This is a genomic window from Paenibacillus sp. NAIST15-1 (genome assembly GCF_001894745.1).
In the GTDB taxonomy this organism is placed as follows: domain Bacteria; phylum Bacillota; class Bacilli; order Paenibacillales; family Paenibacillaceae; genus Paenibacillus_B; species Paenibacillus_B suaedae.
Window position 1 is genome coordinate 123,100 of record NZ_BBYF01000006.1, and the last position, 13,965, is coordinate 137,064.

At 46.2% G+C, this 13,965-nt stretch carries 14 protein-coding genes; 6 read left to right on the top strand and 8 right to left on the bottom strand.

All coding sequences use genetic code 11. The annotated features are described in order from the left end of the window. Positions 1–30 precede the first annotated feature (30 nt). Positions 31–792, bottom strand: coding sequence for an ABC transporter permease (locus tag PBN151_RS15590; RefSeq protein ID WP_021253199.1), 762 nt, complete (start codon positions 790–792; stop codon positions 31–33). Beyond that, positions 789–1,718, bottom strand: coding sequence for an ABC transporter ATP-binding protein (locus tag PBN151_RS15595; RefSeq protein ID WP_036590707.1), 930 nt, complete (start codon positions 1,716–1,718; stop codon positions 789–791). Before PBN151_RS15595 ends, PBN151_RS15590 begins: the two co-directional genes overlap by 4 nt. Positions 1,719–2,045: 327 nt before the next feature. Here PBN151_RS15595 and PBN151_RS15600 point away from each other — a divergent pair, with 327 nt between their 5' ends. After that, complete coding sequence (locus PBN151_RS15600) at positions 2,046–3,461, top strand: RsmB/NOP family class I SAM-dependent RNA methyltransferase (protein ID WP_072729741.1); 1,416 nt, start codon at positions 2,046–2,048, stop codon at positions 3,459–3,461. A 189-nt stretch (positions 3,462–3,650) separates the two neighbouring features. Here the strand turns inward: PBN151_RS15600 and PBN151_RS15605 are convergent, their stop codons facing one another. Then, positions 3,651–4,448, bottom strand: coding sequence for a Cof-type HAD-IIB family hydrolase (locus PBN151_RS15605; protein ID WP_065293565.1), 798 nt, complete (start codon positions 4,446–4,448; stop codon positions 3,651–3,653). A gap of 114 nt (positions 4,449–4,562) precedes the next feature. Continuing rightward, positions 4,563–5,309: a pseudouridine synthase gene (locus PBN151_RS15610; protein WP_072729828.1), complete on the bottom strand. Its 747-nt coding sequence runs from the start codon at positions 5,307–5,309 to the stop codon at positions 4,563–4,565. Between the two features lie 299 nt (positions 5,310–5,608). On the opposite strand from PBN151_RS15610, the gene PBN151_RS15615 reads away from it, so the two are divergent. From PBN151_RS15615 to PBN151_RS15625, 3 genes are all read left to right on the top strand, one after another. Beyond that, a complete protein-coding gene (locus tag PBN151_RS15615; protein ID WP_072729742.1) occupies positions 5,609–6,364 on the top strand; it encodes an ABC transporter ATP-binding protein in 756 nt (251 codons plus the stop codon). After that, on the top strand, positions 6,361–7,749 hold the full coding sequence (locus PBN151_RS15620; RefSeq protein ID WP_072729743.1) for an ABC transporter permease: 1,389 nt from the start codon (positions 6,361–6,363) through the stop codon (positions 7,747–7,749). Before PBN151_RS15615 ends, PBN151_RS15620 begins: the two co-directional genes overlap by 4 nt. Before the next feature lie 71 nt (positions 7,750–7,820). Then, on the top strand, positions 7,821–8,906 hold the full coding sequence (locus tag PBN151_RS15625) for an efflux RND transporter periplasmic adaptor subunit (RefSeq protein ID WP_370510426.1): 1,086 nt from the start codon (positions 7,821–7,823) through the stop codon (positions 8,904–8,906). A 122-nt stretch (positions 8,907–9,028) separates the two neighbouring features. Here PBN151_RS15625 and PBN151_RS15630 read toward each other — a convergent pair whose 3' ends face one another. After that, positions 9,029–10,375, bottom strand: a complete 1,347-nt coding sequence (locus tag PBN151_RS15630; protein WP_021253207.1) for a hemolysin family protein — start codon at positions 10,373–10,375, stop codon at positions 9,029–9,031. 290 nt (positions 10,376–10,665) lie between these two features. Here PBN151_RS15630 and PBN151_RS15635 point away from each other — a divergent pair, with 290 nt between their 5' ends. Next, entirely contained in the window at positions 10,666–11,046 is a 381-nt protein-coding gene (locus tag PBN151_RS15635; protein ID WP_072729745.1) for a hypothetical protein, read from the top strand. A gap of 108 nt (positions 11,047–11,154) precedes the next feature. Here the strand turns inward: PBN151_RS15635 and PBN151_RS15640 are convergent, their stop codons facing one another. The 3 genes from PBN151_RS15640 to PBN151_RS15650 form a co-directional block, all read right to left on the bottom strand. Next, entirely contained in the window at positions 11,155–11,577 is a 423-nt protein-coding gene (locus PBN151_RS15640) for a DUF309 domain-containing protein (protein WP_072729746.1), read from the bottom strand. After that, positions 11,574–12,383: a GTP diphosphokinase gene (gene yjbM / locus PBN151_RS15645; RefSeq protein WP_072729747.1), complete on the bottom strand. Its 810-nt coding sequence runs from the start codon at positions 12,381–12,383 to the stop codon at positions 11,574–11,576. The genes PBN151_RS15640 and yjbM overlap by 4 nt, the downstream gene beginning before the upstream one ends. Before the next feature lie 68 nt (positions 12,384–12,451). Beyond that, positions 12,452–13,546, bottom strand: a complete 1,095-nt coding sequence (locus tag PBN151_RS15650; protein WP_175400615.1) for a quinone-dependent dihydroorotate dehydrogenase — start codon at positions 13,544–13,546, stop codon at positions 12,452–12,454. Between the two features lie 269 nt (positions 13,547–13,815). Here PBN151_RS15650 and PBN151_RS31335 point away from each other — a divergent pair, with 269 nt between their 5' ends. Beyond that, entirely contained in the window at positions 13,816–13,953 is a 138-nt protein-coding gene (locus tag PBN151_RS31335) for a hypothetical protein (RefSeq protein ID WP_172619537.1), read from the top strand. Positions 13,954–13,965: the final 12 nt, after the last annotated feature.

A 13,965-nucleotide genomic window follows, 5' to 3' on the forward strand; every position in this document is an offset into this window, starting at 1 on the left:
AAGGCGTTGTTCGTTATTCCAGATTAAGTGCTATTGAACGTCTCTTTTGTTGAAAATGATGAGAGACAAGCCAAGAAGCACGATCATATACACGGCAAAAATCGTAACACTGAAACCGAAGCTCGCTTCTTTAAATGGAAGATTGTCTCCACCGTTGAAATACGGCTGCCAGTTCAAATTCGGGAAAATTAAATACTTGTACCACGGCTTGCCAGAGAAGAAGTATATCCCCGCTCCAACGACTGACTTCATCACAATCGGCACGGTAATTGCCAGACCCAAGCTGCGTGTCAGCACAGCTGCTGTCATCGCAAGCAGTGCATAGAACAGTACATCTGGAATTCGGAAGACGATATCTTTCAATATGGACGCCAGTGTAACATCTGCTGACATGAAGCTGAAGAAGATCATTCCGATCACAACACTGCAAATGACCGTGAATACATACACCGACAACAAGATGAGTACTACAGTAACCATCTTAGAGGTAAGTACCGTTGTGCGGCTTGCCGGTCTTATCAACAACTGCTTAATCGTTCCATCTCGATACTCGTCGGTAACGATTTGTGCAGCGACGACCATGATAAAGATGCCAATGAGGGAGCTGAACAAGAAGTTGACGTCGCTCACAAAAGCCATATATGGATATGGATCACTTTTGAAAATAAAGAACCGCATTGCAGCAGCTACAATTAACGTAATAACCGCGATAAACGCGTAAAAATAAGGCACTTGGCGCTTGCTGTTCGCCTTCATCCATTCATTTTGCACAAGGGATACGAAGTATCTCATTCAATACGTCCCCCTTTCGTCATGGACAAGAACGTCTCCTCTAATGTAGGCGCCACTGTGCGCACCTCATAAATGAGAACACCCGCTTGAACGAACTTCTGTACGGCTGTAGGAACCTCGTCATGCATCAGTTCAACTTTAACTGCACTGTCTTCCTCTACACTTGCCTTCCAAGCTGTAGATGCCAGCACTTCCATCGCTTTCGCGGCATCGTCGACCACGAAGCGAATTGCCATTGCTTGAGATTGTTCGCCCTCTTCATTCGGATCAAGCGATCGTTCCCCGACAAACTTACCGTTCTGAATGATGAGCACTCGATCACACATGAGTTCAATCTCAGACAATAAGTGACTGGATACGAGAATCGAGATATTTTCCTTCTTCGCGAGATGGCGCAAATAATCACGCAGTTCACGTATACCGGCGGGATCTAGACCATTCGTAGGCTCATCCAATATCAAAATGGATGGGTTATGAAGCAGAGCCTGCGCAACACCCAGCCTTTGGCGCATCCCTAGGGAGTACGTCTTAACTTTCTTGTCCAGCGCATTTTCCAAATCTACCAGCTTCACAATTTCCTTAATGCGCTCCTCCGTAATCGGCTTCCCGCTCATACGTACGAAGTGCTGCAAATTTTTGCGTCCGGTCATAAATTTGTAAAGCTCTGGGTTTTCGACAATCGCGCCAACATGAGCCATCGCCTTCGCGCGGTCGGTTCGAATATTATGCCCCTCTATTACAATATTTCCAGAAGTCATCGACATCAGGCCGACCATCATCCGGATCGTCGTCGTCTTCCCTGCTCCGTTCGGGCCAAGGAATCCATATACTTCACCGCGACGCACACTGAATGACAAATCATCGATAATCGTTTTTCCTTTTATCTTTTTCGTGACGTTTTGTAGTTCAACAACGACATCATTCACCATTCATCCGCTCCTTTCTCCTGTCTTACCTGGTTGTTCTCGTAGATGCGTATCTCTAGCTTCCCCTAGTCAAATTGTATCCATGAGTTGATCTTTCCAACCCCGAATCCTACCACATACTCCATACGTACAAGCTTACTATGACGTTTCGCAAAAATGTCTTACATTATTGTAACCTGTACCTCCAATCACTACTAGAAAATCACAATGATGAATAAGAGATTTCATGCGGTTATTCCCTAAAGATTCAACGTTGCATCGAAGGCCAGCAGTCCGGTAAACTATACAATGCTGATTACTTATACCCATTCGGAAAGGAGCTGTAACATGTCCCTAGAAAAAACAAACTACTCATTGCCTCAAGCTTATATTGAGCAGATGAAGCAGATGCTCCCTAAGGATGGGGATGCATTTTTGCAAAGCTATACAGAGCCGCGAACCTTCGGACTGCGTGCTAATCCCGTGAAGTGGCTGACACATCCTGACGCTCGCTCGCGCTCAGAGAAGCTATTTCAGCTGCGCCCCGTGCCTTGGTGCGAGGAAGGATACTATTACGAAGAGAGCTCGCGTCCTGGCAAGCACCCGTATCATGCAGCAGGCCTCTATTATATTCAAGAGCCCTCTGCAATATCTGCAGTAGTCCTGCTTGATCCACAGCCAGGCGAATTCATCTTGGATTTGGCCGCTGCGCCTGGAGGGAAATCTACCCACATTGCAGGACGGATGCGAGGTGAAGGTGTCCTCATCTCCAATGAGATTCATCCACAGCGCGCCAAAATATTAGCCGAAAATATCGAGCGAATGGGGATCCCCAACACGATCGTCACCCAATCCGATCCACATGCGCTAGCCGTTAAGTTCCCGCAAGCCTTCGATCGGATTATGCTCGATGCCCCATGCTCGGGTGAAGGCATGTTTCGTAAAGATAACGATGCTATCAAGGAGTGGTCTCCTGAGCATGTTGCCATGTGCGCAGCACGGCAATGGGATATTATTCAGGCAGCAGTAACGATGTTGAAGCCCGGCGGGACGATTGCCTATTCCACCTGCACTTTCAACCATCAGGAAAATGAAGGGATCATTGAAAAATGGCTTCAGCATTACGAGCAGTTCAAGTTGATTCGCATGGAACGAATTTGGCCTCATCACTCTGAAGGAGAAGGACATTTTGTAGCCGTGTTGCAGCTACAGGAGGGCGACTCGGAATCAATTGCTTCCACTAGCTCTACTAGCCGTCGCGGCAAGACTACCCGCAAGGGAGGTGGAACCCGCTCCAACGAAGCGCAGACGGCATTTACACAGTTTGAGGCTTGGATGAAAGAGTTCCTACCTGGGATTCACTTGCCTCAAGGAATGCCCTTGCTGTTCGGGGAAGAACTCTATTGGCTGCCGCAGGGCAATGAATCAGCTGTTCAAGCACTACGAAGTGGAGAGACACTCCAAGGGCTCCGCATCCCTCGTGCCGGTCTGCATCTCGCTCATATACGCAAGAATCGTATTGAGCCCGCCCATGCACTTGCGATGTTCTGCAGTTCTTCAGAGGTAGCTGCTCAATCCATCTCATATGATGTGGAGGATCCGGCCGCGGAAGCCTATTTGCGAGGTGAAGCTCTGCTTCTTGAAGGAGAAAATGCGAATCTGAAGGGATGGACACTTGTCGCAATAGACGGATTGCCAATTGGCTTCGGCAAAGCATCAGGAGGCCAGTTAAAGAACCATTATCCAAAAGGATTGCGCAAATAAAGTAGATTACCTTACAAGAAAAGCTTCGTGCAAATAAAAAAACCACTGATCTTGCACAATAGAATGCTCCTGAGAGAAGCTTCGATTGTGCAAGGACAGTGGTTCACATGAGCGAATCATTGTATGGGTGCTCGCACGGAACCAATTCCAGCATAGCTCCAGTACAATTTTCTCTAGGGCTGGGTACAGCTATTTACAATACTTAAGCAAAGTTGCCGCCACTCCATCCTCGTTGTTCGACAGTGTAACTTCCTGTGCGGCAGCCTTTACTTCAAGCGGAGAATTGTCCATAGCCACGCCCAAGCCAGCGAATTGAATCATCGTCATATCATTATAATAGTTGCCGATAGCCAATACCTGCTCACGAGGTACGCCGCGCATAGCAGCAAGCTGCTTGAGTGCATTTCCCTTCGTTGCATCCTTATGCATAATATCGATAAAGTAGTCTCCTGAGCGAATAAAGTTGTGCTCATGTGTCCATTGATTCAATTCATGCTCCACTCGATCTATCTCTTCCTTATGCCCGCTCATCGTCAGCTTCACAGGAGCATCAGTCAAGCCCGTCCAACCTGGGAACTGCTTCGGCTCAATCAGGAATTGACGGTATAGATCCAGCATCTCCGGGGTCAACTCATTCAGCTTGTCCACATAGAGATCAAAAGCTGTATTGATATCAAAGTGAACTCCGTTCTCACGGCAATATTGAATATAAGGCTCCAAGCCAGCGCTCGGGATATCGAAGCGGTGGAGCACTCTGCGCCCTTCTGAAGCAATGGTAGCTGCACCATTATGGGTAATGACAACACCCTCTAGTCCGATTTGCTCTAAATAAGGAAGCGTACTGATCGGACTTCTTCCCGTACACAGCACAATCTCCATACCTTGTGCCGCAGCCTTGCGAATCGCCTCCGCATTCGCGCTGGACAGCGTATGATCGTCATGAAGCAGAGTTCCATCCATATCTAAAGCCACGATGCGATAATTCATCACTGATTTCTCCCTCTCATCTCTATCTTCTGTATCGTATGAACAGTATGATATTCGTAAGTGTAAAGCAGTCCTATCCAGTTGTTGCTATGGTTAGTATTGCTGATATTGTTGCTATTGCTGCTGTCGTTGGATCAAGGTAAGCTCTTCTTCCGTACACTCTCTCCACTGACCGAGCTTAAGAGCCGAATCCAATTCCAGTTCGCCCATTCGAATTCGCTTCAAATAAATGACTTGCTTGCCGACCGACTCGAACATTCGCTTCACCTGATGAAACTTCCCTTCCGTAATCGTCAGTTCGATGAAGGAGTGCACGGTTCCATCGGATTGCTCCTCATGGCCACGTATGACAAGATGAGCTGGCTTCGTCACATATCCATCATCCAGCTCTACTCCTTGTTGAAATGCTTCTCCATCCTTGCTGTCAACCCGTCCTCTAACGGTAGCCACATAGGTCTTCGGGACGTGCTTCTTCGGAGACAGCAGCTCATGCGCCAGCTTGCCGTCATTTGTAAGCAGCAGCAAGCCCTCTGTATCTTTGTCCAGCCGACCTACTGGGAAAGGCTCGAAGTGCCGCAGTTCTTCAGGGAGCAGATCAATCACCGTCCGTTCCCGTATATCTTCCGTAGCAGATATTACGCCTTGCGGCTTATTCAACATAATATATACAAATTCACGATAGCGAATCTGTTCGCCATCCAGCAGCACTTCATCTGCATCGGGATCCACCTGCAAGCCGCTGTCCTTAATTACCCGTCCATTGACTTGAATTAGGCCAATCTTCGCCCATTTTTTAATCTCGGAGCGACTGCCGCAGCCCATATGCCCTAATAGTTTGTCCAGCCTTATCTTTTTTGCCACCGCATGCTCACCTCCATGCTGCACGGTGTGCTTGTGTTCATTCTTCGTTCCTATCTTCTCGTATTGCATTGTGCACAAGCTATTCTGAGCCGTGCTCTTACAGCATACCATGCCAGCTGCGCTTATCACAACGAATCGACATGTCATCGATTTAGGTGACAGCATTTTCCCTCCCCCTTACATTATTGTCACAATGCAGTCAAGAGAGAAACTTTCCCTTATAATCATCGTATGGAACACTGTTATGCGCTGGCTCGATACATATTTAATCAAAGAAGTAGATAGAAAGGAGGAGCCGAATGTTACGTGTCGAAGGCCTATCACACTCATTTAAGAACGGCCCCGAAACCACCCAAGTACTGCATTCCATCAATTTCGAAGTGAAGCGCGGCGAGATGGTTGCACTGCTCGGCAGCTCAGGTTCTGGTAAGTCAACATTGCTTAACTTAATGGCAGGCTTAATGAAGCCAACTGAAGGAAGCATCTATATTGCAGATCAGGACATTGTGAAACTAAACGAGAACTCACTCGCTGAATTTCGACGCAAGCACATCGGATTCATTTTTCAAGCGTATGAGCTAATAGCCAATTTAACTGTACGTGAAAATGTAGAGCTCCCGCTTATTTTTCAAGGAATTCGTCCATCGGAGCGGAAACAAAAATCGCTACGCCTGCTTGAACAAGTCGGTATTCCTGACAAGGCTGAGCTGTTCCCTTCCCAATTGTCTGGTGGACAGCAGCAGCGTGTCAGTATTGCACGCTCTCTTATTACCGAGCCATCGGTTATTTTTGCGGACGAGCCTACCGGTAATTTGGATACACGTACAGAAGAAGAAATCATTGCAATCCTGAAAAACTTGAACGAAACCGTTGACACCACCTTCATCATCGTTACCCACGAAATGGAAGTGGCTGAACAAACGAAGCGGATTATTACGTTGAAGGACGGCGTATTGATCGAAGATGGATCGCGCACACGCTTGAATTCGATAATAGCAGAAGAAGCTGTTCCGGAGGATAAAATCCTTCAGCCCGTTGGAGGTGAGCAGTCGTGAGAGTACGAGACTACCTCCATCTTTCATGGGATCAGTTGAAGAGACGGAAGGTCGTAACCGGATTATGTGCAGCGGGAATATCAATTGGCTGTGCCGCTATTATTATTGCGATGAGTGTCGGAGAATCTGCACAGACGTTTGCAGAGAAACAGTTGAACACGTACTTGAAAATGGACGAGATTACGGTAACACCAAATACCGGGGTCAGCCAAGGTGGAAATCAAGGAAAAAACAGCGGACAGCAGGCAAAAGGTGCGGATGACGAGAGTATTGAGCGCGGAAAGATTACAGCCCAGAAAATTGAGGTCATTCGCAACATCCCTCATGTCAAGGCTGTTGCGCCATTCCAGCAATTCGGCTATTTGGAAATGTATACGATGGATGATCGTCGGACTGGAATTGAGGTATTTGCGACAGAGCTCAATTCGTTAACTGAATTTGACAATAAGTTTATGCAGGGATCCCCTTCAGACCTTGATGGTACCGTCGTATTGAGCTATGGAGCCACTCTCGGACTTATTGACCAAGAGACGATGGATAACCTGATGGAGCAACTGTCGAACAATCCGTACGACGACTCCTTGATGGAGCAGTATAACAACCTAAACCGTATTCCTACAGCGATGTATCAACGTCAACTTCGTCTCAGGACGATGCTGATGAACGGGGATAGCAAGACCTATATGAGCTCCCCGCTTCGCGTGTCTGCTGTATTGAAGAAGCCAAACGGTGTAAGTGAGAATCAGGTAGCTTACGATAAGAAGCTGTACGTATCTCTTGAAACCGGCAAAATGCTGATGCAGGAGCTGCACATGAATGACGGCAGTGCAGAACAAGGTACATACAACAATGTCATCGTAAAAGTAGACGACCAAGCGAATGTAGAACAAGTTGAGAAGCAAATTAAAAAGTTAACGTTAAACACGCAGACAAACCTCCATCAAAAGGATCGACTGCAGGAGAACTTCGCAATCGTCAAGACGATTGCTCTTGGAATCGGCATTTTCGTTCTTTTCATCGCCTCCATCTCGATTGTGGTGGCAATGACAATGTCCACGTATCAACGCCGCCGCCAAATCGGCATTATGAAGGTGCTCGGTGCGAATCTAAGACAGATTCGCAACATGTTCATCATTGAGGCGGCTCTGCTCGGATTGGTTGGTGGATTGATTGGCGTTATGCTGTCCTACTGGATCGTATGGGGCATTAACGGGGTTACAGCAAGTACAATGTCCGAAAGTACGGGGGATGCGATTATCTTCATCTCCTACTCTAATATTCCGATCGGAATTACATTTGCAATCGTAACAGGCATTCTGTCGGGCATTTATCCAGCAGTCAGCGCCTCTCGTACCGATGCTCTTACCGCCATTAAGCGCGACTAACAGCCATCATTTTTGCGTTGTCTGTAGAGCTGTTCCACATAGAGGAGGACATTTACCAAATGAAATCGAAAATAAAACCGATATTGAAATGGTCAATTATCATACTTATTTTAGGCGGCATCAGCTTTGGATTGTATCGTTTTGCTAACCCACCACAGCCAGAGCTTCCGATGGACAATGCGGGTGCGATCACCTTCCCGGTTACGAAGGAAACACTTGTGAATCATATTGAAGTAAAGGGTAAATCCACATATGAAAAGGAAACGATCGTGTATGCGCCATTCGGTGCAGAAGTGAAGCAATGGGCTGTAAAGGATGGGCAGCAGGTGAAGAAGGGCGAAACTATCTTCCGTCTCGATCCAAGTGTACTGTTGAATGAAATTGCACAAGCTGAAGCTGTAATTCAAAAACAGAAGCTTGAAACGCAGCTCGCACAATATCAATCCGCGCTAAGCGAAGAAGATCAAGCGCTCCCTTCCACGGAAGCCGAAGTGAAGAAGAAATTCGTCGAGAAAGAAACGGCGAAGCTTCAGCAAGAGCTGAACAATGTAACCATTGATATTCAACGAAAGGAAATCGCTCAGAAGCAGAAGAAGGTAGATGTAGCCAATTATATTGCACCTTCGCCAGGGATTTTCCTATACGATGATCCGAACAAAATTCCACAAGCACTAAAAGAGAATGAACGTGTCGGCAAAATCGTAGAACTGAAGAAATTGCAGCTCGTTACGCTAGTTGGCGAACAGGATGTATTCCGCATTAAGCCTGACATGGCCGTTGAAGTAAAAATGAACGCCATGAAGAACGTCAAGATCAAAGGGAAAGTGCTGAAAGTGTCCAAATTCGCAAAGGCGGTATCCGAGGAACAACGCAATAACAATCAGCCCGCTCAATTTGAAGTCATCATCGGACTCGATGCCAATGAGAACCTGATTGCCGGTCTCAGCCTTACTGGACAAATTGAGACACAACGGAAAGAAAATGCGATCGTTGTGCCAACTGTTGCCGTTATGCGGGAAAAAGAGAGCGTCTTTGTTAATATCGATAAAGGCAATGGCCAAATCGAACGAAAAGAGATAAAAGTTGGTCTCGAAACAAGTGAGAAAACAGAGGTATTGGAAGGATTGAAGGAAGGCGATACGGTCGTGCTGCAATAATCGATGCCACTAAACCTACAAGTTTGTAATTCACAATGAGATCATTCAATATGAGTTCGATAAAATAAAGGAAGCACCCTGCAGAACCGCAAAGAAAGGTTCCGAAGGGTGCTTCTTCTCTATTACAGTGAAGATTGCTCCGCTTGCACATCTTCTTGTTCAAATAACTGATTCCATTGTCCTGATGCGATCTGGACTTTGCGGATTCGATGCTTCTCTCTCTCCAGCACAGTGAATTGAATACCGTTCCATTCGAGCTTAGAGCCCTTCTTGCAATCCGGCATCCGATCGTACAGCCATCCTCCGATAGTATCGATATCCTCGTGCTCAAGCTCAGTGGAGAGCAAGCTATTTACATCCGTAAGCAGTACTTTCCCATCAAATATATAGGTATGCTCATCCAATTGTTCAATTTCAGGGCGTTCTTCCTTGTCAAATTCATCACGGATATCGCCAACGATTTCTTCCAATATATCTTCAATCGTGATCATACCGGATGTTCCACCATATTCATCAATTAGGATCGCCATATGCGTGCTTTCTTTCTGCATTCGCTTAAGGAGCTGATTGATCGGAGTAGACTCCGAAACGGTGAGAACGGGCAGCATGATGTCAGATAGCTTCTTATTAGCCGCTTCATCATATTGCAGGAACAACTGCTTCGTGTTGATCATGCCCACAATGAAATCCTTGCTTCCACGAATAATCGGATATCGGGTATACTGTTCCCGCTTCATGACTGGAATGCTCTCCTCTACAGGCAGTTCCTCCTGCAAGCAAATCATGTCCGTTCGCGGAACCATAATTTCCTTGGCCAGCAATTCGTCAAATGCAAATATGCGGCTCACATAACCGAATTCCGTTTTATTGATTTTACCACTTTCATAGCTTTCATTCAGAATAATCTGCAGCTCTTCTTCAGAGTGGGCCTCTTCTTGCTCCTTCGCAGGCTTCAGACCGAACATGCGGATAAATCCATTCGCAGAACTGTTCAACAACCAAATGAACGGGTACATCACTTTGTGGAACCAAATGATCGGTCTAGCGAACAACAAGCTGATCTTCTCCGACTTCTGGATCGCAAGCGTCTTCGGCGCAAGCTCACCAACCACAACATGTAGAAATGTAATGACGATGAATGCAATCAAAAAGGAAAGGATCGAAGCAGCTTGCTGTGGAACAGACAACCACTCAAATACCGGATGAAGCACCTTCTCAATGGAAGGTTCACCGAGCCAACCAAGTCCAAGCGCCGTAATCGTAATTCCCAGCTGACAGGCGGACAGATATCCATCCAGATTGCTCGTCACTTGCTTGACCGCAAGTGCATTCTTGCGCCCTTCCAGAACCAGTTGATCTACACGGCTGGATCGGATTTTAATAATTGCAAACTCTGTGGCTACAAAAAAGCCGGTAAGGATAATCAGTATTGCTACTAGAATAAAGCTGATACTCGGGGGCAAATCCATTATTTGTCTCCTTTATGAACCAAAATATGAAGCTTATTTCCACATATTATACAGGTTAGCAGAACGGAAAACAAAAGTCTCTACAGTCGGAAATCGACTTCTATCGTTATTGTTATTCCAGTCCTCCAGTAAAATAACATCGGCACGCTTCATTACACGAGCGCATGCTCTCCTGTAAGCTGTAGAACCAATTTTACATAAAACTATCGCATACGGTGTATCCATACAAGCCAGCGCATTCAACTTCTCATATATTAATTTTGCAGACCGGCAAGATTGGGGGTGAAGAGATGACGATCTTGTTTAACAGAACGCTGATATTCAACGATTTGGATGAATTGCTTTTAGGCAGAAACACATTTCAACTCGTGCTTCAAAATGGCATTAGTCAAAGTTTATGCGACCTCCACATTCAAACTAAAAATAGCCTTGGAATCCCGCCTATGCTTGCATCATTAAAGATTCAAACAACATTTGAAGCAAAACAATTGGTTCTGGCTCCACCTGTAATATCGCTTGATTTGGATTTAACAACGTTCTTTAACACCCACCAATGCATTCCAGTGGGTGGTACCTTCTTATTGACATTGACATTCACCAGAACGTTTTTGCCGGAAGATACTCTGCTGATTGGTCCTACGAATTCTCAAGGCATCATTGTTATTGCTTAATTCGTAACGGGATCCGTTTATGTAGAGAAGAACACCACTTCAGGCCTTGCCCCAAAATGGTGTTCTTCTCTTCTTCTAACATCAATATGTCACGATATTCAACTTGTCTTATTCATGTAAGGAAGGCAGCTCGCAGCACTCAATGAGCGCACCGAGCTCCTTATCCACGATTCGAATCGTAAGATTTTGAAATGGAGGCAAACTCCCGTCGCAATTGCGCAATTCGTCCAAGGTCTCTTCAGAATCGTTACGAAGCTGCTGCAAGTCGATCCCCAATATGATATCTGGATAGGCATCCAGCTTCTGAAGTGCTGCGGTCAGCAGCTTAATCGCTCCAGGACGATTGCCGTTCTGGAAATGATGCAGCCCCACTGCTACCTGAAGCAGCCCTTGAAGCAGCGGCTTGCGCCCCTCTTCAAGCCATAACTCTTCCATGACATCATGGCATTGATAATAATCCCGTTCTTCATTGAACAGCTTGATGAACTGAATATACAGCCTGTCATAAGGGAGAGCCGACTCGATATTCATAGCTGAATATTTCCGTTCTTCTTCGCTCTCTCCAGTGCACTCGTGATCTCTTCCTCTAATTGCTTCAACTCTGTAATATCATCCTTCTCCCATACTTCATTGAATCGGTTCTGGAATTGAATCGCCTCAGAAATACGGTGGGAATAATACAACTCTTGGATAAAGGACAAGCATTTCTGTACAATCTTCGACTTGTCCTCGAAGCTCTGCTGCGCGACGAGAATTTCCTGACGGATGCTGGACATTTCGTTGTCTAGTACGAACGCCGCCTCAGCCGCTGTCTTCAGACGCAGACGGACCTCCTCAGGCAAGCTGTCCTTATATTTATAATTCAATGAATGTTCAATCGTTGCCCAGAAATTCATGGCCAATGTACGGATTTGGATCTCACCCAAAATCATTTTCTGGCCGAGCGCCGTTTGAACCGGATATTCGATAATCATATGGAAGCTGCGATAGCCGCTTTCCTTATAATTGGTAATGTAGTCCTTTTCATATACGACCTTCATGTCTTGTCGATTCCGAATCAATTGAGCCACGCGATGAATATCATCGACGAATTGGCACATAATTCGAATCCCAGCGATATCTTCAATTCCCTGCTCCAATTGATTAAGAGGCACCTCGAGGCGCTTCGCTTTCTCAAGGATGCTAGAAATTCTCTTCACCCGACCCGTTACGAACTCGATAGGTGAATATTCTTCTCGCTTCTTCAATTCAGTTCGCAACGTTTTGAACTTGACCTTCAGCTCTTCGACGGCCTGTGCATAAGGCAGCAAAAAATTTCCCCAATCTCTTCCGTCCATTTGTACGCCTCCTGTCCATTCCAACCACTCGTTCAGTGAACCTATGCCTTTTCACTATACGACCATTCTTATCGATGATCAGCCCCGATAGCTTCTGAGATATGCTTGAATCCGTCCTGCTTCATCAGTCGCTTCAAGCCCGAAGCTAGCTCACGGTTTATTCCTGGCCCCTTATAAATGAGACCCGTATATATTTCCACCAGACTCGCTCCGGCACGTATTTTCCGATATGCATCTTCGGCAGTGAATACGCCACCCGACCCTACGATTGGGATGGCTCCCTTGGTCATGCGATAGATTTGCGATACGACCTCAGTCGAGCGTTCCGTCAGCGGCTTACCGCTCAATCCCCCGTTCTCCAATCGATGGACATGGGTTGCACCCATCCGTGACAAGGTAGTATTGGTGGCAATTATTCCTGACACTCCACTCTGCACAATCGTCTCGGTCATGCTCTCCAATTCACTATCAGATACGTCCGGTGCAATTTTGACGAGAATGGATTTGTTCTGACCATGTGCAGCATTCTGACGATTCATCTCATCAACGACCAGACTGAGCAGTGCCTTCAGCTCATCGCCATGCTGCAGATTCCGCAAGTCAGGCGTGTTCGGCGAGCTGATATTGACGACGAACAAATCTGCAACATTATACATCGTTTGTATGCACTTCAAGTAGTCTTCATGCGCCTTATCATTTGGTGTTGCTTTATTTTTACCGATATTGACCCATACCGGAATTGGTCGATCCTTAATCGCAGCCAATCGCTCGCGCATTGCTTCTGTTCCTTCATTATTGAAGCCCATTCGATTGATTAACGCTTCATCGGGAGGAAGCCGGAACATACGTGGTTTCTCATTACCAGGCTGTCCCTTCGGCGTGACAGTGCCCACTTCCATAAATCCAAAGCCAATGGATGAGAATCCGCGGACGGCCTCCGCATTTTTATCAAGTCCTGCTGCTAGTCCAATTGGACTGTGGAATGTGAGACCGAACAAAGAGGTCGTCAGGGCTGGATCTGCCTTCACACCATACATCCCACGCATCATGGCTAGTGCACCTGGCACCTTCGTCGCTTTCGCCATGCCACCTATAACCAGGTGATGAGCTTTTTCAGGATCTAATTTGAAAAATACCGGTTTAGCTATGTTGCGATATAACAAAGGTTCCACTCCGTTCATTGTGCCATACATGTAAGCCATGGTTACTGACAACATCGTATAGTTACCGTACCACGCAAGTCTTATTCTCTCAATCACAAGACAATGCGTTGGAGAATTCTTGGCGGGCATAAAAAGGCTCCATGTCCTAGTTTAAAGGTTTCTCGCGCAAAAGAAAAGTACATATGTCAACCAACCTTGACTGGTCAAACCTTACGAAAACGATTACAATAGGCATATAGAAGCTAGAATCGTAAGAAAGGTGATGACCTATGGCAGTGAAACGCAAATCCCCATCTATGCCAGCCAAGCATACTGAAGAAGTAAACAAGAAGGCGATCTATTGGATCGGCGGGGTTATCTTGCTATTTGTCATAATTGTCTCAACGCTGCTTATTGCGAATGGATGAGCATGTAATCAT

Bases quoted from the DNA above. Each gene is read 5' to 3' on its own strand.
- PBN151_RS15590 (WP_021253199.1), bottom strand. From the start codon at position 792: ATGAGATACTTCGTATCCCTTGTGCAAAATGAATGGATGAAGGCGAAC.
- PBN151_RS15600 (WP_072729741.1), top strand. From the start codon at position 2,046: ATGTCCCTAGAAAAAACAAACTACTCATTGCCTCAAGCTTATATTGAG.
- PBN151_RS15605 (WP_065293565.1), bottom strand. From the start codon at position 4,448: ATGAATTATCGCATCGTGGCTTTAGATATGGATGGAACTCTGCTTCAT.
- PBN151_RS15615 (WP_072729742.1), top strand. From the start codon at position 5,609: ATGTTACGTGTCGAAGGCCTATCACACTCATTTAAGAACGGCCCCGAA.
- PBN151_RS15630 (WP_021253207.1), bottom strand. From the start codon at position 10,375: ATGGATTTGCCCCCGAGTATCAGCTTTATTCTAGTAGCAATACTGATT.
- PBN151_RS15635 (WP_072729745.1), top strand. From the start codon at position 10,666: ATGACGATCTTGTTTAACAGAACGCTGATATTCAACGATTTGGATGAA.
- PBN151_RS15640 (WP_072729746.1), bottom strand. From the start codon at position 11,577: ATGAATATCGAGTCGGCTCTCCCTTATGACAGGCTGTATATTCAGTTC.
- yjbM (WP_072729747.1), bottom strand. From the start codon at position 12,383: ATGGACGGAAGAGATTGGGGAAATTTTTTGCTGCCTTATGCACAGGCC.
- PBN151_RS31335 (WP_172619537.1), top strand. From the start codon at position 13,816: ATGGCAGTGAAACGCAAATCCCCATCTATGCCAGCCAAGCATACTGAA.